This is a genomic window from Acidimicrobiales bacterium (assembly GCA_040219085.1).
GTDB lineage: Bacteria > Actinomycetota > Acidimicrobiia > Acidimicrobiales > JAVJTC01 > JAVJTC01.
In genome coordinates this window covers 105,120-126,408 of record JAVJTC010000034.1, presented here as the reverse complement: position 1 = coordinate 126,408, position 21,289 = coordinate 105,120, and the positions used below count along the sequence as shown (strand labels likewise).

Sequence of the window (21,289 nt, the reverse complement as noted above, 5' to 3'; positions counted from 1 at the left end):
CCGCCACCGACGGAGGTCACATGCGGACCTACGGCCAGTACTGTCCCATCGCCAGGACAGCCGAGATCCTGGCCGAGCGCTGGACGCCCCTGATCGTGCGGAACCTGCTATTCGGCGCGGAGACGTTCTCGGCCATCGCCGGTGGTGTGCCGGCGATGTCGCGATCGACCCTCGTCGCCCGACTACGCGAGCTCGAGCGGGCCGGTGTGATCGAGACCAGGCCCAAGCCGACCGGTCGCGGTTCGCTCTATTCGCTCACCGACGGCGGTCGGGACCTCGCGGACACCATCTACGCCATGGCCTCCTGGGGTGAACGCTGGGTGGAGATCGAACCCCGACACTGCGACCCCGGCTTCGCCCTATGGGCCTGGTGCCGCGTCCAACTCGACCGGGACGTACTGCCCGAGAACCGGGTGGTGGTCGCCTTCCGCTTCCCCGAGGAACGCCGCGGCGAGCGCGACTACTGGCTCCTCGTCCAGAACCGATCGGCCGAGGTCTGCCACAGCGACCCCGGCGGTGACCCCGGGCTGTGGGTCGAGTCATCGTCTCAGGCATTCGTCGACTGGCACCGCGGTGCCCGGTCCTGGCGTGACGTCACGAGTTCGGGCGACATCCGGGTGCACGGCAGCAGCGATCTCGCGCGGTCCTTCCCCCGCTGGAACCTGCACGAACCACACCCCGGCTGAACCACATCGGTGCACGGCCGGCCGCGACGCCCAGCTGCGTGAGACCGGACGTGCCCGGAGTGAACCGGTAGCCTGCCCTCATCGTGGGCGTGGCGGGTACAGGAGACGACAGCTGATGCGGGTCGGCGTGCCCGCAGAGCCGACCGAAGCCGAAAAGCGGGTCGCGCTGACCCCTGACGGCGCTCGCACGCTCGTCGGCAAGGGCCACACCGTCGTCGTGGAGAACGGTGCCGGTCACCGCGCCGGCTTCGACGACGCCGCCTATGACGACGCCGGAGCCGCGGTGGGCTCCCGGGCAGAGAGCCTCGATGTCGACCTCGTGGTGGGCGTCACCGGCGACGCACGGGATCTCACCGGCGGCGCCGAGGGCCGCCTCCACATCGCCCTGTTCGATCCCCTCTGGGACCCGACGACGACCGTCGCGCTGGCCGAGGCCGGCGCCGACGTCATGGCCCTGGAACTCGTCCCCCGCACCACGCGGGCCCAGAACATGGACGTGCTCTCGTCGATGGCAACCGTCGCCGGCTACGAAGCAGTCCTGTTGGCGGCCCGACGCCTCCCCCGGCTCTTTCCCATGCTCATGACCGCCGCCGGAACGGTCCCACCCGCGAAGGTGCTGGTACTCGGTGCCGGCGTCGCCGGCCTCCAGGCGATTGCAACGGCCCGGCGCCTCGGCGCCGTCGTCTCCGCCTACGACGTCCGCCCGGCCGCCGCCGAGCAGATCGCCTCCCTGGGTGCCCGCGTCGTCGAGATCAGCGACGACACCAGCGAGACCGAAGGCGTCGGCGGCTACGCCCGGGAACAGACCGAGGAGGACAACCGGCGGCGCCGTGAACTGCTCGCCCCACACGTGGCGGGCGTCGACGTCCTCATCACCACCGCGGCCATACCCGGGCGACCCAGCCCGCTACTCGTCACGACAGACATGGTCACCGCGATGACGGCAGGCTCGGTGGTGGTCGACCTCGCGGCGGCGCGGGGCGGCAACTGCGGACCGACCGTCGCCGACGCCGAAATCGTCGAGGGCGGCGTCAGCGTTCTCGGGCCGACCCGGCTCGAATCCGGCGCTGCCACGACCGCGAGCCGGATGCTCAGCACCAACCTCGTCAACCTCCTCGGCCACCTCGCACCCGACGGCTCCCTTCAACTCGACCGGGCAGACCCCATCGTCGAGGCGATGCTCGTAGCCACAGGCGGGTCCGTCGTCGACGAACGGGTGGCCGCCGCGGCCGCCGAGCACCCACGGAGCCGCTGATGCCCTTCCTCGTCGCCCTCACCCTCTTCGTCATCGCCGGGTTCCTCGGCGTGGAGCTGATCACCAAGGTCCCGCCCACGCTGCACACCCCGCTCATGTCCGGCTCGAACGCGATCTCGGGCATCACCCTCGTCGGCGCCCTCGTGGCGGCGGGCACCGACCACACGACGCTCACGACCGTGCTCGGCTTCGTGGCGGTGACTCTCGCCGTGGTCAACGTGGTCGGCGGGTTCCTCGTGACCGACCGGATGCTGAAGATGTTCTCGTCGCGACGACGCCCCGGAGGCGACGAGCGAGACGACCGGCAGGGGCGGTCCTGACGTTGGACGACCTCACGCTCGGCGGCTATCTGCTCGCCGCCATCCTCTTCGTCGGCGGCCTGAAGCTCCTTGCCCGACCGCGCACCGCCGTGCGGGGCAACCAACTCGGCGCGACGGGAATGCTCGTCGCGGTCGTCGTCACGCTGACCGACGACGCGATCATCACGTGGCCGTGGCTCGTCGCCGGAGTGATCGTCGGGACCGTCGTCGGCGTCCCGCTCGCCCTGCGGGTCCGCATGACCGCCATGCCCGAACTGGTCGCCCTCTTCAACGGCTTCGGCGGGGCCGCGTCGGTTCTTGTCGCGGTCGCCTCGTTCACCGAGGTCATCGATCTCGGGGGCGACGACAGCCAGGTCAAGGGTGCCACCGTGATGACGGTCCTCATCGGATCGGTGACCTTCACCGGCAGCCTCGTGGCGGTCGGCAAGTTGCGGGAGGCCCTCCGTTTCGGCGGGGTACCCGGGAACCGGGTGGTCCTCGCCGCCGCCGTCGTGGCCTCCGGCGTGTTGTGCGGCGGTGTCGTCGCCGATCCCGAGACCGACGCGTGGCTGTGGGCGCTCGTCGCCGTCGGCGCGGTCATCGGCATCCTGGGGACGGCACCCATCGGCGGTGCCGACATGCCGGTCGTGATCGCACTGCTGAACTCGCTGTCGGGCGTCGCCGCAGCGGCGGCGGGGTTCGCCCTCGACAACACCGTGCTCATCGTCGCCGGCGCCCTCGTCGGGGCGAGCGGGCTCGTACTGACCCGGATCATGTGTGCCGGGATGAACAGGTCGCTGCTCGACGTGCTGGCGGGCGGCGGCGGTGGCGGTGGAGCTGTGGCCGACGCCGACGACGTCTACGGCGGCCACATCCGCAGCACCGACGCCACCGAGGTGGCACTGATGCTCGAGACCGCCGGCAGGGTGGTGATCGTCCCCGGCTACGGGCTCGCCGTCGCCCAGGCCCAACATGCGGTGCGTGACCTCACCGCCAAGCTGACCGGGCAGGGCACCGAGGTGTTGTTCGGGATCCACCCGGTGGCGGGACGAATGCCCGGCCACATGAACGTCCTGCTCGCCGAGGCCGAGGTCCCCTACGAGCAGCTCCTGGAGATGGACGACGTCAACCCGCTCCTCGACCAGACCGACGTCGCCATCGTGCTCGGCGCCAACGACGTCGTGAACCCGATCGCCCGCACCGACCCCGACAGCGCGATCGCCGGAATGCCGATCATCGACGTCGGTCGCGCCCGGGTCGTCATCGTCATCAAGCGATCGCTCAGCCCCGGCTTCGCCGGCATCCCCAATCCGCTGTTCGCCGCGGACAACACGCTCATGTTGTTCGGCGACGGACGCGAGGTCGTCCAGGATCTCAACCGGGCGATCGCTGAGATCTGAACCCCGTCAGCGGGGGTCGCGCCACATCGCAGTGACCGTCGGGGCACCCTTTCCCACCACGATCTCACCCGTCACCTCGAATCCGTGTCGGGCGTAGAACGGAATGTTCATGGGGTTGGAGCTCTCGAGGTACGCCGGCATGCCCTCGGTGTCGCAGCGGTCCAACATGGGACCGAGCACCGCTGACCCGACGCCCCTGCTCTGCATGTCCCGCCTCGTACCCAACGCCTCGAGGAAGTAGTGCTCCTCGGTCGGGTGCACCTTCTCGACGGCGTTGAAGGCGCCGATCATCCGGGGGGTCTTCGTGCCGAAGGCCCGCACCATCGCCGGCAACGCCCGCAACATGTCGCCGTTGGTCATCTTCCACTGGTTCGGGTGCTTCCAGACCGCCGCTCCCGCCCCGTCATCGCTCGTGAAGACGAGGTGGTCGCTTCGGGAAAGCTCGAGCCCGGCCAGCTTGCCGAAGACGAGGCGCAGCTTCGCCTCGATGGAGTCGCCGGGAGCCGCTCCGGCGATCCACCTGAACAGGGGATCGTCCGCGAACGCACTCCCGAGTGCTTCAGCCAGCTTCGCGTTGTCCGTGGTAGTCGCCTGCCGGATCGTCGTCATCGAAGATGTCTAGCCGATCGACGGCAGCGGCGGGGAGGTGGCTATCCGGCCACCGCCGCGCTGCGCTGGCCCAGCTCGTTGTCGATCATCAGCAGGCCGTAGCCGTCGTCGGCGACCATCCGCAGCTTGGCGATGATCCCACCGAGGTTTCCCTCTTCCTCCACCTGCTCGTTGACGAACCACTGGAGCAGGTTGTAGGTGGCGTGGTCCTTCTCCCGCAACGCGTGATCGCTGAGGTCGTTGAGGCGGGCGGTCTGCTCGTGCTCGTGTTCGAGCGCCGCCTCGAAGACGCCCAGGAGCGAGCCGAAGCCGCTGGCCGGCTCCCCGATGTCGGCGAGGACCACCTGCACACCCTGCCCGATCAGGTAGTCGTACACCTTCGCGGCGTGCAGCTGCTCCTCCTCGTGCTGGTGCTTGAACCACGACGCGGCGCCGTTGAAGTCCGAGTGGCTGCAGTAGGCGGACATCGAAAGGTACAGATAGGCCGACCCGAACTCCCGGTTCAACTGCTCGGACAGCGCCTCGTGCATCTGCTCGGAAATCATGTCCTGCTCCACCACCACTCGTCGGCCACGTCGGGCGGCAGTGTAGTGACGTGAACCGCCGGCTCTTCGACAGCGCCCCGAACCCCGGGCCAACGTATGCTCCAGCGATGGCAACGTCCCCGGATCACCCGGTCGACCTTCCGCGTCTGGCGGCCGCTGTACGCGAGATCCTCATCGCAATCGGCGAGGACCCCGAGCGCGACGGCCTCCTCGCAACCCCTGAGCGGGTGGCCCGCATGTACCAGGAGGTCGTGGCGGGCAACGGCATCGATCCGAGCGATCACCTCCTGACGACGTTCGAGGCGGACCACGACGAGATCGTCCTCGTGCGGGACATCTCGTTCTCGTCGCTGTGCGAACACCACATGTTGCCCTTCATGGGTCACGCCCACGTCGGTTACATCCCCGGCCCGACGGGCCAGATCACCGGGCTGTCCAAGCTCGCCCGACTGGTGGACGGCTACGCCCGGCGCCTCCAGGTCCAGGAGCGGCTCACGACCCAGATCGCCTCGGCCATCGAGACCCGGCTCGATCCGAGCGGCGTCATCGTCGTCCTCCAGGCGGAGCACCTGTGCATGTCGATCAGGGGCGTCTCCAAGCCGGGGGCGCTCACGATCACCTCCGCCGTCCGGGGCGTCTTCCGCACCGACGCCGCCGCGCGCCAGGAGGCGATGAGCCTCATCGGGTCGCCCCACACCCGGTGACCCCGCCGGATCCGGAGGAGGCGCGCCACGCAGCGGGGACCATCCGCGACGTCGTGCCCCGTCTCGATCGTGCCGCAGTCGTCTTCGACACGACCGTCGAGGACTTCGCGACCTTTCTGACCAGGCGTTTCGACCCCGCGGCTGACATCGGAGAGCACCTGACGGCGATCGCCTGGCCATTCGACACGTCGGGAGCCGCGATCCTCCTCGTCGACCACCCCGTGATGGGCTGGTCGTGCCCCGGGGGCCACGTCGAGGTCGGCGAGCGACCAGCGGCCGCCGCGGCGCGTGAACTACGGGAGGAGACCGGGATCGTCGCCACCGCCGGTTCGCCCGACCCGCTCACCATCGCCCGATCGGCGGGATGCCTCCGGGACCCGGAAGCGACGCACTGGACGATCGGCTACGCGTTCACCCTGGACCGCAGCGCCGACGTGGTGGGCGAAGCGGGCCGCGACGTCCGGTGGTTTCCGGTGGACTCGCTGCCGATACCGCGCCCCGCCGACATCGACCACGTCATCGACGCCCGCAGGGGCTGACCCGGGCCTCAGCGCCCGGTGTCGGACTGCTCGATCGCCCGGGTCAATTTCTCGATCGCGCCGGTGATGCAGGCCGCCGCCAGCAACACGGCGGCGGACGTCGACTCGTAGTCCCGCGAGATGCGGTAGAGGTCACGTGAGTCGGGAGCTTGATCGGTCATGGGTCGTCCTCCTCGAGGGGAGGTCCATTGTCCCCGAAACCCGCTCGGGCCACCGCATGGCGTGCCGGCGTCGCACAGAGTGGGTCTTCAGCGGGCACCGGGTCCGCCGAAGCCCGGCCCGTGGAGCAGGTCAGCCGCCTCGAACAGCACGAAGCGCCCACCGCCCAGCCGCTTCGCGGAGTACATCGCGGTGTCGGCCCGCCCGATCAGCTCCTCCGCCGTCAGGTCGGCGTGCAGGTCGTCGGCGACCGCCACGCCGATGGACGCACCGATCGACGCCTGGCGGCCCTCGGCGATCGCGATCGGCTCTGCGAGGCTCCGCAGGATCCTGTGGGCCAGCCCACCGGGATCGGCACGACCGGGCGTGCAACATCCCACGAACTCGTCTCCCCCGACGCGCCCGATGAGTTCGCCGTCGGCCTGCGCGAGCCGTAGCCGCCGCGCCACAGCGCAGAGCACCTCGTCGCCCGCCGGGTGTCCATGGGTCTCGTTGACCGGCTTGAACCCGTCGAGATCGACGAAGGTGACCACCACCGCCTCCCCCGACCTGCGCCGACGGACCGCATCGGCGATGTACTCCACCGTCGAAGCGCGATTCGGCAACCCGGTGAGGGCGTCGAAGTGCGCCCTGTCGGAGAGTCGCCGCTCCCGCCGCCGTCGCACCGACACGTCGGTGAGGGCCACCGAGAAGCGCGGCATCGCGTTGTGGTCCGGATCCATCGCCACGATGGCCAGCTCCACCGCACGGTCCTCCGCATAGAACGGTTCGACCCGGTGGGCGACGACGGTCCGCTCGCCCGTCCTGCGCACGGTTCGCAGCGCGTCGACGACCCCGGCGACGTCCCTGCCGGCGACGAAGTTGGCCCACGACACACCGCCGAGGTCCGCCGGCCGACGCCCCACGAGCGCCGCCGCGGCCCGGTTCGCGAACAGACACCGCCACGACTCGTCCACGACCATCAGGCCGACCGGCCCGGCCAGCGCCGCCTCGACGACGCGATGGCGCTCGATGGCCGTCAGCTTCTCCGCCTCGGAGCGGTCGAAGGGGTCCGGGCCCACCGGACGCGTGCGTCGTGGTGGAAACCGTTCGTCAGAGACGGCGCGCTCGGCCCCGCTGGTGTCGCGGGTCTGGTTCGCCATGTGCGGAGCCTCGATTCTGTGCCGGCATCAAGATCCCCACGGACCTGCTGCACCGCACCTCACGCACCGCGCCCTCGTCGCCCGACACTAGCCAGCGCGGTCGCAGAGGGGTCAGCGCGACCGCCGAGATGAGCCCCGCGCCCCACATCGCTCCACCGACGATGGAGCCGCGGATTCGGAGGCGATCCTCTGGAGTAGACTGGATGAACAACCACGCTCGAACAATCCGGGCAGACAGGTCTGACCCGATGTTCTCCGAGCTACCCACACCGGCACCCGCAGACGCCGTGCCCGCCTACGGATCCGCCCTCTCGCCCGCCGCAGTGGTGCGGGCGGTCGCCCGCAGAGGAGGTCCTCGCCTCATCGAGGCCATGGTCGTGCCGGCTGTGCTGTTCTACAGCGTGCTCGAGGCCGTCGGGGTCGGCGCCGCCTACGCCGCCGCTCTCGCCTGGACCTTCTCGGCCATCGCGCTGCGCCGACTCACGCACCGACCGGTGACAGGCCTGCACCTGATCGTCGGAATCGGCCTGATGGGTCGCACCGCCCTGGCTCTGGCCACCGACAGCACGTTCCTGTACTTCGCACAGCCGGTGCTCGGCTCGGCGGCGCTCGCGGCGGTCTTCCTCGTGTCGATCGCCGTGGGGCGACCTCTGATCGCACGACTGGCCGATGAGTTCTGCCCCCTGGACGCCGATGCCGCGGGACGTCACGGCGTCGCCCGCCTGTTCCGCAACCTCACCTACCTGTGGGCGGCGGTCATCGTCGCCAAGGGAGCGCTCACCCTCGTCTTGTTGCTCACGCTGCCGTTGTCGGCGTTCGTGCTGACGAAGACTCTGGGGCTGTGGGCCCTCACCGTCGCAGCGATCGCCGCGACGTTCGTGCTGTCCTACCGGACGACGTCCCTCGAGCAGCTGGTGCCCGTGTCGGTGAGCGGTGGTCGCTCCCGCTTCGTCGTGACGGCATCGGGCAACGCCCGCGTGGCCTGACATCTGACGGTGCCCGGCGGGCATGGCAGGATGACGCCTCGTGAATGCCAAGCCGCTCGCCAACCCGGCCCACGAGGTGATCGCGTCAGACGAGGGCTTTGTGATCCACGACGCCGCCGGGGCACAGGTCCACTACCTCAACGAGACGGCGGCCATCGTGTTCTCGCTCTGTGACGGGCAACGGACCCTGACCGAGATCGCGGCCCTGGTGGGCGACGCCTTCGGACTGGAGGAGGCACCCGTCGCTGACGTCGAGAAGGTCGTCACCGACCTCACGGCCCTCGGCGTCCTCACCGGACCGACCTGATCCCCGTGGTTCCTTGTCCGGGGGCTGCCGTTGTCGTACCATTCCGGATTCCACCCCGCACCTGGAGGCCCTGATGAGCGATGCCGAGAAGGAAGACCTCCTCCGGTCTGTGCCGATCAGCCGACGCAAGATGCTCAAGCGCATGCTGGCCGGCGGTGCCGTTGCCTACACCGCACCGGTCGTCGCGTCATTCGCCGTGAACCCGGCGGGCGCCGAGGCCAACTCGGATTTCTTCGGCGGCAACCAGACGTGGGGTGGCAACCAGACCTTCGGCGGCAACCAGAAGCGCGAGCCGTTCTTCTGGCTGAGGGCTCTCTTCAACTGGCTGTTCCGCCTCTTCGGGCGCTAGGTCCGGGCCTTCCGCCCGGCACCGGTCCGGGCACATCATGATCCGACGTCGCCGCTCGGTATCGGTGACAGCCGCTCTCATCGTGCGCGACGAGGAACGCCATCTCGGCGCCTGTCTCGAGTCACTCCGTGAGGTCGTCGACGACATCGTCGTGGTCGACACCGGCTCCACGGACGCCTCGATCGAGATCGCCCACGGCCACGGCGCCCGGGTGGACCGGATCGACTGGCCCGACGACTTCGCGGCCGCACGCAACCACGCGCTCGATCTCGTCGACACCGACTGGGTGCTCTACATCGACGCCGACGAACGCGTCCGCCCGATTCCCCGGGACGTCCTGCACCGGGAGATCGGCGGCCGACGTACCGTCGGCGCCACGGTCGACCTGCATCCCCGCACTGGCCACACCGCCTACCGGGAGCTGCGCCTGTTCCGCTCCGACCCCCGCCTGCGGTTCCGCGGGATCATCCACGAGACCATCTGGCCTGCGGTGCACGAGGTGATGGCGCGGGACCTGATGCGGGTGCGCCCCAGTTCACTGGTCATCGACCACATCGGCTACGACGGTCCCCAGGACCACAAGCATCCGAGAAACCTCCCGCTGCTGAGAAGGGCGCTCGCGCAGGACCCCGACCACGTCTACTGCTGGTACCACCTCGGGGCGACGCTGCGGGCAACCGGGGACGCGGCGGGGGCCCGGGACGCCTGGCTCGCCGGGATCGACGTCCTGCGACGCCGGGGGCCCACCCGGCCGGCCGACAGCCTGGCGTTCATCGAGCTGATCCAGGCCGACGTCGCCGACTCGCACGACGTCACGGAGCTCATGATCGAGGCGCGCACGATGTTCCCGCGCGACCCCGTCCTGCGCTGGACCGAAGCGCGGATCGCGATGATCCAGGGCCGCCACGACGAGGCGATCGCCGGCTTCACGGCCCTCACGGAGGCGGCCGGGCGCGGCGACCTCACCGAGGACCTCGGCTACCAGTCGTCGCTGTTCGGCGCGACCACCTTCGCAATGATCGCAACCTGTCACTTCGAACAGGGCGACCACCGCGCCGCAGCGGACTTCTTCGCCCGCGCCGAGTCCGCGGAACCCGACAACGTCGAGTACCGCACTCGGCGCGTCCTCAGCGAGCACCTCGCATCGCGATGACCCCCGCCCCGGCGGTGCCGACCGGCGTGAGCTGTCTCGTCGTGACCCGACCCGGTCGCCTGGACCGACTCGAAGATGCCGTGCGGTGTTTCGCCGCCCAGACACACCCGTCGTGCGAACTCGTCGTCGTCCACGACGGTGGGCGGGACTTCGACGCCGACGTGCGGTCAATGACCGGGAGCCTCGCGCCGGGATCCGCCGTGTCCGTCCACCGCAGCCGTCGACGCCCGCTCGGGTCTCTGCGCAACGTCTCGGTCGAGGTGGCCGGCGGTGACGTCGTGTGCCAGTGGGACGACGACGACCTCCACCATCCCCGCCGGGTCGAGGTACAACTCGCCCACCTCGTCACCGGCGGCGACACCGGTGGTGAAGCCGCCGCCTGCCTTCTGACCGATCAGCTCCACCTCTTCGAGGCGGATGGCGAGTTGTGCTGGGACGACTGGACCGTCGAGCGCTTTCCCCACTCCCTGATCCCCGGGACGCTCCTGGCCGGACGCGGGGCACTCCCGCGGTACCCGAGACGTCGCCGGGGCGAGGACACACCCGTCGTGACCCGCATTGTCGGCGACGGGAAGCGGGTGAGGGGGCTCCAGGACCACGGCTGGCTCTACGTGTACGTCCAGCACGGGACGAACGCGTGGGATGCCACGCACCACCGCGCGATCTCCGCGTGGAAACACCGGGGCTCGCGCATCGGCGCCGGCGAACTCGCCCTGCTCGCCGAGGAGCTGAGCAGCTACCCGGTGGCGGCGCGCCGCGTGGTCATGGCCGTGGGCGCCGAGAGGATCGAACTCACCATCGGGGCCGGCTGACGCGCCCGGTCACGGTGGGTCCAGCAACGTCGGCCGGGCGAGACGCGCGAACGTCGTGTCGGCACCCAGCACGTACTCCTCGGTGAGCAGCCCGTTGTGGAACGACGTGAAGTCACTGCGCAGCGGACTCCACCACAGGTGCTCCCACCAGTGGATGCTCACGACGCCGTCGCGCACGTCGACACGACGCTCGAACAGGTCGCCGAGCCCTTTGGCGGTCGCCGGAAAGGCGCAGTGCGGCCGGGTCGACACCACGGTCACCTCTCCGGGCATCTCCGCGGCCAGCAGCGCCGCCTCCGTGCAGGAGTGACGGCTCCACGTCCCGTCGAAGACGTCTCTGATCCGGTCGAGCCAGCGCAGGGCGAAGCGGGAACCCGCCGTGGCGGCCATGAACGCGTTGCACAGTGACCGGCGGGGGCGACGCCGGCGGGCCCCGACGTCCTCCTCGCCGATGACGAACCGTTCATGGTCGTAGGACCGGGGGACCTCGTCGACGAACAGCGTGTCGATGTCGGCGTAGATGCCGCCCTCGGCTGCGAGCACCTCGAGGCGGATGACGTCGGCTTGGTGCGCGTAGTCATAGCCGGCGCCCACGATGAGGCGTCCCTCGTCGTGGGCGAAGTAGCCGGGGTGGTCGTCGAGCCAGCCGACCCGCTCAACGGGACGCAACTCGAGGTGCGGTCGGATCCGGTCCCACCACGGCCCGTGGGGTACCTCCCCGTGGTGCATCACGACACGCGCGCCGTCGTGGTGACGGATACACGAGGCCAGGGCCAGGTAATGGGCGAGGTGGAACGGCGCGTTCTGCGCCTTGAGTCCGAACACGAAGTGGAACGTCCGGGGGCCCGTCATCGGCGGGCCACCACGTCCAGTGCCGACAGGAGCGCCGGCGTGACCGCCTCCTGCGAGAACCGGCCTCGCAGGTCTCCGGTCGCCGAGACGCACTCCCCCGCCGCCGCGCCCGGATCTTCGATGACCCGGCGGAGAAGGTCCCCGGCGTGGTCGATGTCGGCCGAGGCCCAGCGTTGGTCCGGGGAGAACGACGACGCCCCGACGACATCGACGACGTTCACCAGGTCGAAGTCCACGAGCAAGGGGTACCGCTCCCCGAGGTACTCGAGCGTCCCACCCCACCCGGTGGTGACGACCGGATTCCCGCTCGCGGCAGCCTCGAACACCGACAGACCCCAGCCCTCGCCGTGACTCATGGACAGGTAGCAGTCGCCGATTCCGTGCAGAATCTGGATCTCGCGGTCGGTCACGTCGCCGGTGACGAGCACGACGGGCGGCGGTGACCGCACCGTCGAACGGATCGCCTCGATCTGCGCGGCGACACCCGTCGACCGATGATCGACCGCCGAACTCTGGGCCTTCACCGGCCCCTTCACGACCATCGTCACCCCGTCGTCGCCGTCGAATGCACGAACGAAGGCCCTGATCGCACGCCATGGTGCCTTGCGGGCCGTCCACGCTTCGATCATGTACACGATCCTGTGCCCCTCGGCGATCCTGTGACGTCGCCGGAACGCCACCGCCTCCCGCGACCCGGCCGACGACGGAGCCGGCGCCGCGATGTGGGGAACGACGCTCAGCGGGACGGTCACACCGCAGTCGCGGAAGACGTCGCGGTTGAAAACGCTCGGAACGATCACGCCGTCCGTCGCGTTCAGCAACCGCGGCCAATGGCGCGGGAGACGGTCGGTCTCCCAGACCGTGTTCCCAACAACCGGACCGGCACCGGCACGCAGCTTCGGCCAGAGCTCGGGAACGACATGGAGAATCTCGAGGTCCGCGGCGACGGAGCGGCCGATGGCCCTGTGGAGCGCAGCCCTGTCGATCCCCTCGATCGCGTCGAGACACGCCACCCGGCGCGCTCGACGGCGCGAGCGGGCCAGGCACCATCCACCGCGACCGTCGGGAACGACGAGGTCCCAGCCGACCTCCACTCCCGCCGCCATCATGGCTCCGAGATAGCCCACCGCGGCGGTCGGATAACCGTGCAGCCCACCCCACGACACGTAGCGGACCGACTGCACCGCCGCCCCGTCGGGACCTGTCTTCTCCACCCCACAAGCCTGGCACGTCGTCAGGTCCCGCAAGCCCGACCATTGACACCACGTAGCTACCAGTGAGTAAGGTCGTGAACCCCACTGGACCGCAGATCTCCTGGGTAGAGGCCCCGTCATCCATCGACACGCACCCGGAAGAGGGACAATCATGAGGTCGGTCAACAAGTGGAAGGGCCTGCTGGCGCTGCTGGTAGCCGTCGCGCTGTTCGCGACGGCATGTGGCGACGACGACGATGACGACGGTGGCGCGAGCGCCGGCGGAACGACGCTCCAGGACGTCATCGACGCCGGCGAGGTCCGGTGCGGAACCCGCGACGCGCTTCCCGGTTTCGCGGTCCTGACCGACGACGGAGACCATGTCGGCTTCGACAGCGACTTCTGCCGGGTTGTCGCCGCAGCGGTGCTCGGCGATTCGACCGCCACGAACTTCGTGGACCTCGAGACGGCAGACCGGTTCACAGCGCTGCAGTCCGGCGAGATCGACGTACTCATCCGCAACACCACCTGGAACGCCACCCGCGACGGAGTGGAGGGCGCCACGTTCCTTCAGCCCAACTTCTACGACGGCTCTCGCATCATGGTCGCCGCGGACTCCGACTACGGAAGCATCTCGGACATGGGCGACACCGTGGTGTGTGTCGCCGCCGGGACGACGACCGAGGGTGCCGTCGCCATCGCCTTCGACCGGATCGGTCTGCAGGTCGAAGTGCTCTCGTTCGAGAACACCGACCTGATCCAGGCGGCCTTCATCGAGGGTCGTTGTGACGGCTGGGGTTCCGACGCCAGCCAGCTCGTCTCGCTGCGCTCCACGTATCCCGACGGGCCCGACGCACTGCGGATCCTCGAGGAGACGTTCTCCAAGGAACCCCTCGCCCCTGCCGTGCGCGACGGTGACACCGCATGGGCACAGGCCGTGGAATGGGCCGTGTTCGCCACCATCCAGGCGGAGGAGTTCGGTATCACCTCCGCCAACGTGGACAGCTTCCTCGACTCCGACAATCCGCTGATCCTGACCTTCCTCGGCGTCGAGGTCGACGGCACCGTTCTGCAGCCGGGACTCGGCCTCCCGACCGACTTCGCCTACCAGGTGGTCAAGCAGGTCGGTAACTACGGCGAGATCTACGAGCGCCACATCACCCCGCTCGGCCTCGAGCGCGGCCCCAACCGGCTCTGGGTCGACGGTGGCCTCCTCTACCCGCCGCCCTACAAGTAGCGGCGACTCCCCCAGACGCGACGTCGCCCGCCAGGCGATGACGATGCTCACGGCCACCCGGTGACGGACGCCTCGACCGCTGTCCGCACGCGCCCGCCCTTGTGGCGGGACGTGCGGGCGCTGTCGTGGGCCTACCAGTTGGCGGTGCTCGGGGGCGTCCTCGCCCTGCTGTTCTGGCTGTACCGCAACGTCCAGGCCACGAGCGACCAGATCGGCATCCCGGTCGGGTTCGACTTCCTCGACCAGCCGTCGGCATTCACCATTCCCGGGAACTCGCTGCGTACGTCCCAGCCGGTCTCGGATGCGCTGTGGCAGGGCCTCGGCAACACGATCAGGGTGTCGTTCGTCGGCATCGTGCTCGCGACGATCCTGGGCACTCTCATCGGCATAGCCCGGCTCTCCTCCAACTGGCTGCTGTCCACCGCCGCCCGCCTCTACGTGGAGGTCCTTCGAAACCTTCCGCTGCTGGTGATCATCTTCGTCACCTATTCGGCCATCGTTCTGCCGGTCTTCCCACCGATCGAGGACGCCTGGATCGTCGGCGATCTGGCGGTCTTCTCCAACCGCGGCAACGGCCTGCCCTGGTTCGAGGGGTCCGGATGGGCGGTCATCGGCGTTGCGCTACTCGCCGCTGCCGGGGCGTGGGCCAGCGCCCGCTGGCGAAGGTCGGTGTCGGATCGCACCGGTGAACTCGCCCGGACCGGGGCCTGGGCCATACCGGCGTTCTTCGTCGTGGCCGTCGCCCTGTGGCTCGCGTTCGGGCTCGAGATCACTCTTCCTGAACGTCAGGGACGCATCATCAGCGGCGGCATCGGCGTGGGCCCCGAGTACCTCGCTCTGCTCCTCGCACTGTCTCTGTACACGGCGAGCCACATCGCCGAGATCGTGCGGGCCTCCATCCAGTCCGTGCACCGCGGTCAGAACGAGGCCGCCTCCGCTCTGGCGCTCAGCGGGTTCCAGCGCATGTGGTACGTCGTTCTTCCCCAGGCGATGCGCATCGCCATCCCCCCTGTGGGCAACCAGTACGCCAACCTGATGAAGAACTCCTCGCTCGGCGCGGTGATCAGCTACTTCGAACTCACCACAGTGACCCGCACGACCGTCGGCAACGGCTCCCCCGCAGTGCCCGCCTTCCTGTTGGCCCTGGCGATCTACCTCGTGGTGTCGCTCGTGATCTCCGCGTTCGTGAACCTCGCCAACCGACGGATGCGACTGGTGGAGCGATGACCGCGCCCGATCGCGCCTCACCCCTGCCGGCCGTGGTGAGGTCCGGCGCGATCGCCTGGGCCCGGCGCAATCTCTTCAAGAACGTCACCGACACGATCGTGACCCTCGTGTTCGCGCCCGTTCTCCTGTTCGCACTGTGGCGGGCCGCACGGTATGTCTTCATCACCGGGCGGTGGACGATCGTGCGTGAGAACCTCAAGCTGTTCGTCGTCGGCCGCTACCCCGCCGACGACGTCTGGTACGTGGCGATGGGGCTCATCGTGTTCGCGACACTCGCCGGACTCATCGCCGGGACCGTGCACGCACGGGCAGCCGCAGCTGCCGAGAACCCGCACACTCCTGGTGTCGCGGAGCGGGTCCGTGATCTGGCGGGGCGGCTGTGGGCGGGCCTCGTCGCCGTACTCCTCATGTTGGCCCTCGCCAAGACAGTCACACCATGGCTCGTCGCCCTCGCCGCGCTCGCGGCGGGAGTGGTCGCGCGGATGATCGGGGCGCGCCTCGGACCCCGCGCACTCGTGCCGGTCCTGGTGACGACCGTCGTCGTGTCAGGGGTCATGGTCTGGGTCCTCACGATCCCGGTCGGCTGGGACGAGTGGGGCGGTCTGATGCTCACCATGTTCCTCGCTGTCGTCTCGATCGGCCTGTGCTTCCCGATCGGCGTGGTTGCCGCTCTCGGGCGCCGGTCCAAGTTGCCCATCATCCGCGCGATCTCGACGGGCTACATCGAACTGTTCCGCGGCGTTCCCCTGTTCGTTCTGCTGTTGATGGCGAACGTGGCGCTCGGCTTCTTCCTCCCGCCGTCGTGGCCACTGCCCAGCACCGTCGTCCGCGCCATCGTCGTGTTCACCCTGTTCACCTCCGCGTACGTCGCGGAGATCGTGCGCGGTGGGCTGCAGTCGCTGCCGCGCGGTCAGACCGAAGCCGGCCAGGCGCTCGGGATGTCCCCGCCGCGCGTGACCCTCTTCATCGTCCTGCCCCAGGCGCTGCGCAACGTGATCCCGGCCCTGGTGGGTCAGTTCATCTCCCTGTTCAAGGACACGGTGCTCGCCGGCGCGGCGATGGGGCTGCTCGACATCTTGTCCGTGGCCGAGGCGATCACCCAGCAGGAGCAGTTCCGTGGCCAGCAGCTGATCGCCGAGACGCTCGCCTTCGTAGCGCTCGTCTTCTGGGCCGGGTCCTACACGATGTCGAACGAGAGCCAGAGACTCGAAAAGAAGCTGGGGGTCGGCGAACGATGACCGAGGAGAACCCGATGGGCGACGAAGGTGTCTTCGCCGACGCGACGGAGATGGGCGCGTCCGGGGAGGTCATGATCGAACTCGACGGCGTCGTCAAACGTTTCGGGGACTTCACCGCTCTGACCAACATCGATCTACGGGTCGCCAAGCAGGAGGTCGTCGTGGTGATCGGGCCGTCCGGTTCGGGCAAGTCCACGATGATCCGCTGCATCAACCGCCTCGAGGAGCACGACGAGGGCCGCATCGTGGTCGACGGCACCGAGTTGTCCACCGATATCCGCAACATCCAGGAGATCCGCCGCGAGACGGGGATGGTCTTCCAGTCCTTCAACCTGTTCCCCCACATGACCGTGCTCGACAACATCACCCTTGCGCCTCGCCAGGTACGCAAGACACCGAGAGCCGAAGCCGAGAATGCAGCGATGGAGCTACTCGAGCGGGTTCAGATACCCGAACAGGCGTCGAAGTACCCGGGTCAGCTCTCCGGGGGTCAGCAGCAGCGGGTCGCCATCGCCCGGGCACTCGCCATGCAGCCCAAGGTCATGCTCTTCGACGAGCCGACGTCCGCGCTGGATCCCGAGATGATCAACGAGGTCCTCGAGGCGATGAAGACTCTCGCCCGGGACGGGATGACGATGATCGTCGTCACCCACGAGATGGGGTTCGCACGGGAGGTGGCCGACCGCGTGGTGTTCATGGCCGACGGTCAGATCGTCGAGGTCGGGACCCCGCAGCACTTCTTCGAGAACCCCCGCGAGGCTCGCACCAAGCTGTTCCTCTCCCAGATCCTCTGAGCGGCGCGGGCTCCCGCACGCCGAGCAGCCGGCGCTCAGTCAGCAGGCTCGAGAACGGCGATGGGAATCTCGCGATCGGTCTTGGCCTGGTACTGCGCGTAGCGGGGGTGAGCCGTGGTGATCGCGTCCCACAGCGCCGTGCGCTCCTCGCCAGCGACGACCCGGGCGATCATCGGGCGCGGTTCTCCACCGGCGAGCTCGACGGTCACCGCCGGGTTGTCGCGCAGATTGAGGAACCACGCCGGCGTGCGGTCGTCGCCACCCTTCGATGCGACGATCGCGATGGCATCGCCGTCGACATGGGGACTCGACAGCATCACGGTCCGGGGCTCGCCGCTGTGTCGCCCGGTGGTCACGAGCTTTAGTGCAGGCATCCCGTCGACCGACCCTCCGATCCGTCCACCCGACAGGGAGAAAAGGGAACGGTGGACTGCATTCGCAGCCTTGAAGAACACGTCCGATGGCATGGGCCGATCGTACCGGGGAGGCCAGAAACCCGGGCATCTCCAGGTTCGCAGGCCGCCAGAACCAGTCGGTCCGGGCGCACGATGCTCGGAGCAACTCCCGAAACGGGCTACGGTGACCACCGACCCAGGGTTCCCCTCGGGCCGCACGGCCAGGAGACGACAATGACCCGAACTGCACGACTCATCACGGCCGCGATCATCGTTTCGCTGCTCAGCCTCGGCCTCGCGGTCGGGCCGGCGTCGGGTGCACCGAGCGCGCAGGCACGCGTCACGGCGGCGCCGGGACCGTCACCCTTCCACCAACCGTTCTGCGCCGAAGTCCGCGACGTGAACCAGCTGATCCCTCTGGAGTTCGTCGAGGAGAGTTACGGCTTCATCTCGTACGACGGCTACGACCTCGATTGGTTTTTCAGTTGGTGGGTCGAAGAGTCCGGCATCGAGACCGCCGCCGTCCCACCGGAGACCACCGGCTTCTCACTCGGAAGCTTCGCCTTCCTGCGGAGAGCCGCTCCCGACGACGGCTACCCCGACATGACCGTCATCCGACTCGGTAACTGGGTGTTCGCCACGGCCTCCGCAGACCCGGTCCTGGACTGGCAGCTCGTCAGGGTCGAAGCCCGCATCACCGACAGCACGGCCTGCACCGTCTTCACCTGAGCCACGGCCCGCGCGGGGACGTGCCTGGCACCTGAACTGCTCGACGAGCTGTCAGATACCGGCAACTACCAGCGCGGCCTCGAGGGCGATCGTGGTCGACGCGGTCACGTTCCTCTCACGTTCGTCGGAGGACTGGGCCTCACCCGAGCGGATGTGATCGCTGACGGTCAGGACCGCCAGGGCGGCTGCGCCCTCCGCCGCAGCCAGTCCGTACAGCCCCGCCGCCTCCATCTCGATGGCGAGCACACCCATGGATCCCAGGGTGTCGAGCTGACCGGAGTCGGGGTGGTAGAAGAAGTCGGCGCTGAAGACGTTCCCCACGTGCACGGGCCGGTCCGTGGATGCCGCGGCGTCGACGGCAGCGCGCAACAGGGCGTAGTCCGCGATGGCGGCGAAGTCGAGACCGCCGAAGCGGGTCCGGTTGACCCCGGAGTCCGTGCACGCCCCCATCGCCAGGATCACGTCGCCGACGCCCACATCCGCCGGTAGAGCCCCGCACGAACCCACCCTTATCAGGTGGCGTACCCCGTAGTCGGAGATCAGCTCGTGGGCGTAGATCATGGCGCTGGGAATCCCCATGCCGGTGCCCATGACCGAGACCGGAGCACCGCGGTACGTGCCGGTGAAGCCGGTCATGTTGCGGACCGCTGTGACCTCACGGGCGTCGTCGAGGAAGTTCGTGGCGATGTGAGCGGCCCGTCGGGGATCACCCGGTAGCAGGCACACGGGGGCGAAGTCACCCGGTTCGGCGGCGATGTGGGGTGTCGGCACGTCAGCCCCTCTCGTTCTTCAACCTCTTCAGGCTACGGGCCCGTTCCCCCGCGTCCAGGATGACCTTGCGAACCCGGACGTTGGAGGGTGTCGCCTCGACGCACTCGTCGGCCGCGATGAACTCGAGCGCCTGCTCGAGACCCAGCCGGCGCGGCGGTGCCAGCCGGACCGTCTCGTCGGCAGCCGCGGCGCGCATGTTGGTCTGCTTCTTGGGACGGCAGATGTTCACGTCCATGTCCTCGAGGCGCGGGTTCTCCCCGATGATCATCCCCTCGTACACGACGTCGCCGGGCCCGACGAACAGCGAGGCCCGTTCCTGGATGCCCTGCACGGCGTAGGCGGTGACAGCGCCGGTGCGGTCGGCCACCACGCTCCCTGTGGAGCGCGTCCGCAACTCGCCCACCCAGGGCACGTACCCGTCGAACATGTGATGGGCCAGCGCGGTGCCACGTGTCTCCGTCAACAACTCGGTACGGAACCCGATGAGACCACGGGCGACGACGACGTAGTCCAGACGGACCCAGCCGGTGCCGTGGTTGGCCATGTTCTCCATCTGCGCACGCCGCTCGCCGAGAAGCTGCGTCACCGCACCGACGTACTCCTCGGGCACGTCGATCGTGAGGCGCTCGGTCGGCTCGTGCAGCGTGCCATCGATCTCGCGGGTGACGACCTCAGGCTTGCCGACGGTGAGCTCGAAACCTTCACGTCGCATCATCTCGACGAGGATCGCCAGCTGGAGCTCGCCACGGCCCTGGACCTCCCACGCGTCGGGGCGGTCGGTCGCCAGGACGCGCAACGACACGTTGCCGATCAGTTCCTTGGCCAGCCGGGCCTCGACCTGACGGGCGGTCAGCTTGTCACCGTCGGTACCGGCCAGCGGGCCGCTGTTCACGCCGATTGTCACCGACAGGGTCGGTTCGTCGACCGTGATGACGGGCAGTGGCCGCGGGTGCTCGGGATCGGTGAGGGTCTCACCGATGGTGATCTCCTCGATGCCGGAGATGGCGATGATCTCGCCCGGGCCGGCCTCTTCCACGTCGACACGTTCGAGGTTCTCGCTGACCGCGAGCGTGCCGATCTTCGCCCGCTCGACGGTGCCGTCCGTACGGCACCATGCGACCGAGGCACCCTTGCGCACCGTGCCGTGCGCTATCCGACACAGGGCGATGCGCCCGACGTAGGGCGATGCGTCCAGGTTGGTCACACGTGCCTGGAAGGGATGGGACGGGTCGTAGCGGGGCGCGGGGACATGTTCCAGGAGCGTCGTGAACAGGGGGCCCAGGTCGGTACCGGGCTCAGCGGGATCCAACGTGGCCGTGCCCTTGCGGGCATCGGTGTAGACGATCGGGAACTCGATCTGATGATCCGCCGCGTCCAGATCGAGGAACAACTCGTAGGTCTCGTCCACGACCTCGGCGATGCGTGCGTCCGGCCGGTCGATCTTGTTGACGACCAGGACGACCGGAAGGTCGAGTTCCATCGCCTTGCGCAGCACGAAACGGGTCTGGGGAAGGGGGCCCTCGCTGGCGTCGACGAGGAGCACCACGCCGTCGACCATCGTCAGTGCCCTCTCGACCTCTCCGCCGAAGTCGGCGTGCCCCGGCGTGTCGAGGATGTTGATCTTCGTGTCCCCGACCCGCACCGCCGTGTTCTTGGCGAGGATCGTGATGCCCTTCTCACGCTCCAGGTCCATCGAATCCATGACGCGCTCGTCGACGGACTCGTTGGTCCGGAAAGCGCCCGACTGCCACAACATGGCGTCGACGAGCGTGGTCTTGCCGTGATCGACGTGGGCGACGATCGCGACGTTTCGTAGGTCCGAGCGGGCGACGAGCCCGTCGGTGGCCACGGGGGCCGGGGTGGGGGTCATGGATACTCCTCGGCGGAACTACCGCCACTTCGGAACGC

General features: G+C 68.9%; 25 protein-coding genes. 16 read left to right on the top strand and 9 right to left on the bottom strand.

Annotation, left to right across the window (positions count from 1 at the left end):
• Positions 1-20 precede the first annotated feature (20 nt).
• The 4 genes from RIE08_15290 to RIE08_15275 all read left to right on the top strand — a co-directional run bounded on the left by RIE08_15290 (position 21) and on the right by RIE08_15275 (position 3,640).
• Complete coding sequence (locus tag RIE08_15290) at positions 21-686, top strand: helix-turn-helix domain-containing protein (GenBank protein MEQ8718972.1); 666 nt, start codon at positions 21-23, stop codon at positions 684-686.
• Between the two features lie 115 nt (positions 687-801).
• Entirely contained in the window at positions 802-1,941 is a 1,140-nt protein-coding gene (locus tag RIE08_15285; GenBank protein MEQ8718971.1) for an NAD(P) transhydrogenase subunit alpha, read from the top strand.
• Entirely contained in the window at positions 1,941-2,261 is a 321-nt protein-coding gene (locus RIE08_15280; GenBank protein MEQ8718970.1) for an NAD(P) transhydrogenase subunit alpha, read from the top strand. Before RIE08_15285 ends, RIE08_15280 begins: the two co-directional genes overlap by 1 nt.
• A gap of 2 nt (positions 2,262-2,263) precedes the next feature.
• Complete coding sequence (locus RIE08_15275; GenBank protein ID MEQ8718969.1) at positions 2,264-3,640, top strand: NAD(P)(+) transhydrogenase (Re/Si-specific) subunit beta; 1,377 nt, start codon at positions 2,264-2,266, stop codon at positions 3,638-3,640.
• A gap of 6 nt (positions 3,641-3,646) precedes the next feature.
• Here RIE08_15275 and RIE08_15270 read toward each other — a convergent pair whose 3' ends face one another.
• Both RIE08_15270 and RIE08_15265 read right to left on the bottom strand, forming a co-directional pair.
• On the bottom strand, positions 3,647-4,249 hold the full coding sequence (locus tag RIE08_15270; protein ID MEQ8718968.1) for a GNAT family N-acetyltransferase: 603 nt from the start codon (positions 4,247-4,249) through the stop codon (positions 3,647-3,649).
• Positions 4,250-4,290: 41 nt separating this feature from the next.
• Positions 4,291-4,794 carry a ferritin gene (locus tag RIE08_15265; protein ID MEQ8718967.1) on the bottom strand — a complete coding sequence of 168 codons (504 nt, stop codon included), beginning with the start codon at positions 4,792-4,794 and terminating at the stop codon, positions 4,291-4,293.
• 107 nt (positions 4,795-4,901) lie between these two features.
• Between RIE08_15265 and folE the strand changes: the two genes are divergently transcribed.
• Together folE and RIE08_15255 are read left to right on the top strand one after the other, a co-directional pair.
• The gene (gene folE / locus RIE08_15260; GenBank protein ID MEQ8718966.1) at positions 4,902-5,498 is read left to right on the top strand and encodes a GTP cyclohydrolase I FolE; all 597 of its coding nucleotides are present in this window, start codon (positions 4,902-4,904) and stop codon (positions 5,496-5,498) included.
• The gene (locus tag RIE08_15255; protein MEQ8718965.1) at positions 5,495-6,037 is read left to right on the top strand and encodes an NUDIX domain-containing protein; all 543 of its coding nucleotides are present in this window, start codon (positions 5,495-5,497) and stop codon (positions 6,035-6,037) included. Before folE ends, RIE08_15255 begins: the two co-directional genes overlap by 4 nt.
• Positions 6,038-6,045: 8 nt before the next feature.
• Here RIE08_15255 and RIE08_15250 read toward each other — a convergent pair whose 3' ends face one another.
• Together RIE08_15250 and RIE08_15245 are read right to left on the bottom strand one after the other, a co-directional pair.
• Positions 6,046-6,198, bottom strand: a complete 153-nt coding sequence (locus tag RIE08_15250; protein MEQ8718964.1) for a hypothetical protein — start codon at positions 6,196-6,198, stop codon at positions 6,046-6,048.
• A gap of 87 nt (positions 6,199-6,285) precedes the next feature.
• Entirely contained in the window at positions 6,286-7,338 is a 1,053-nt protein-coding gene (locus tag RIE08_15245; protein MEQ8718963.1) for a GGDEF domain-containing protein, read from the bottom strand.
• 248 nt (positions 7,339-7,586) lie between these two features.
• On the opposite strand from RIE08_15245, the gene RIE08_15240 reads away from it, so the two are divergent.
• The 5 genes from RIE08_15240 to RIE08_15220 all read left to right on the top strand — a co-directional run bounded on the left by RIE08_15240 (position 7,587) and on the right by RIE08_15220 (position 10,945).
• Positions 7,587-8,324 (top strand): VC0807 family protein, encoded by a 738-nt coding sequence (locus RIE08_15240; protein ID MEQ8718962.1) that lies wholly within the window; start codon positions 7,587-7,589, stop codon positions 8,322-8,324.
• A 40-nt stretch (positions 8,325-8,364) separates the two neighbouring features.
• Positions 8,365-8,631: a PqqD family protein gene (locus RIE08_15235; GenBank protein ID MEQ8718961.1), complete on the top strand. Its 267-nt coding sequence runs from the start codon at positions 8,365-8,367 to the stop codon at positions 8,629-8,631.
• A 73-nt stretch (positions 8,632-8,704) separates the two neighbouring features.
• Complete coding sequence (locus tag RIE08_15230; GenBank protein ID MEQ8718960.1) at positions 8,705-8,980, top strand: hypothetical protein; 276 nt, start codon at positions 8,705-8,707, stop codon at positions 8,978-8,980.
• Positions 8,981-9,044: 64 nt separating this feature from the next.
• Positions 9,045-10,133 (top strand): glycosyltransferase, encoded by a 1,089-nt coding sequence (locus tag RIE08_15225; protein ID MEQ8718959.1) that lies wholly within the window; start codon positions 9,045-9,047, stop codon positions 10,131-10,133.
• Positions 10,130-10,945 carry a glycosyltransferase family A protein gene (locus tag RIE08_15220; GenBank protein ID MEQ8718958.1) on the top strand — a complete coding sequence of 272 codons (816 nt, stop codon included), beginning with the start codon at positions 10,130-10,132 and terminating at the stop codon, positions 10,943-10,945. Before RIE08_15225 ends, RIE08_15220 begins: the two co-directional genes overlap by 4 nt.
• 9 nt (positions 10,946-10,954) lie before the next feature.
• Here RIE08_15220 and RIE08_15215 read toward each other — a convergent pair whose 3' ends face one another.
• Positions 10,955-11,797 (bottom strand): glycosyltransferase, encoded by an 843-nt coding sequence (locus tag RIE08_15215; protein ID MEQ8718957.1) that lies wholly within the window; start codon positions 11,795-11,797, stop codon positions 10,955-10,957.
• Positions 11,794-13,011, bottom strand: coding sequence for a glycosyltransferase (locus RIE08_15210; protein ID MEQ8718956.1), 1,218 nt, complete (start codon positions 13,009-13,011; stop codon positions 11,794-11,796). Before RIE08_15210 ends, RIE08_15215 begins: the two co-directional genes overlap by 4 nt.
• 151 nt (positions 13,012-13,162) lie before the next feature.
• Here RIE08_15210 and RIE08_15205 point away from each other — a divergent pair, with 151 nt between their 5' ends.
• The 4 genes from RIE08_15205 to RIE08_15190 are packed head-to-tail and all read left to right on the top strand — an operon-like array spanning position 13,163 to position 17,486.
• The gene (locus RIE08_15205) at positions 13,163-14,227 is read left to right on the top strand and encodes an amino acid ABC transporter substrate-binding protein (protein MEQ8718955.1); all 1,065 of its coding nucleotides are present in this window, start codon (positions 13,163-13,165) and stop codon (positions 14,225-14,227) included.
• 60 nt (positions 14,228-14,287) lie between these two features.
• The gene (locus RIE08_15200) at positions 14,288-15,454 is read left to right on the top strand and encodes an ABC transporter permease subunit (GenBank protein MEQ8718954.1); all 1,167 of its coding nucleotides are present in this window, start codon (positions 14,288-14,290) and stop codon (positions 15,452-15,454) included.
• Positions 15,451-16,692, top strand: a complete 1,242-nt coding sequence (locus RIE08_15195; GenBank protein ID MEQ8718953.1) for an amino acid ABC transporter permease — start codon at positions 15,451-15,453, stop codon at positions 16,690-16,692. Before RIE08_15200 ends, RIE08_15195 begins: the two co-directional genes overlap by 4 nt.
• A gap of 14 nt (positions 16,693-16,706) precedes the next feature.
• Positions 16,707-17,486, top strand: coding sequence for an amino acid ABC transporter ATP-binding protein (locus RIE08_15190; GenBank protein ID MEQ8718952.1), 780 nt, complete (start codon positions 16,707-16,709; stop codon positions 17,484-17,486).
• 35 nt (positions 17,487-17,521) lie between these two features.
• On the opposite strand, the gene RIE08_15185 is transcribed toward RIE08_15190, so the two are convergent.
• Entirely contained in the window at positions 17,522-17,953 is a 432-nt protein-coding gene (locus tag RIE08_15185; protein ID MEQ8718951.1) for a nitroreductase/quinone reductase family protein, read from the bottom strand.
• A gap of 162 nt (positions 17,954-18,115) precedes the next feature.
• Between RIE08_15185 and RIE08_15180 the strand changes: the two genes are divergently transcribed.
• Complete coding sequence (locus RIE08_15180) at positions 18,116-18,610, top strand: hypothetical protein (protein ID MEQ8718950.1); 495 nt, start codon at positions 18,116-18,118, stop codon at positions 18,608-18,610.
• 51 nt (positions 18,611-18,661) lie between these two features.
• On the opposite strand, the gene deoD is transcribed toward RIE08_15180, so the two are convergent.
• Together deoD and typA are read right to left on the bottom strand one after the other, a co-directional pair.
• Positions 18,662-19,381, bottom strand: a complete 720-nt coding sequence (gene deoD, locus RIE08_15175; GenBank protein ID MEQ8718949.1) for a purine-nucleoside phosphorylase — start codon at positions 19,379-19,381, stop codon at positions 18,662-18,664.
• Position 19,382: 1 nt separating this feature from the next.
• A complete protein-coding gene (gene typA, locus RIE08_15170) occupies positions 19,383-21,251 on the bottom strand; it encodes a translational GTPase TypA (protein ID MEQ8718948.1) in 1,869 nt (622 codons plus the stop codon).
• Between the last annotated feature and the right edge of the window lie 38 nt (positions 21,252-21,289).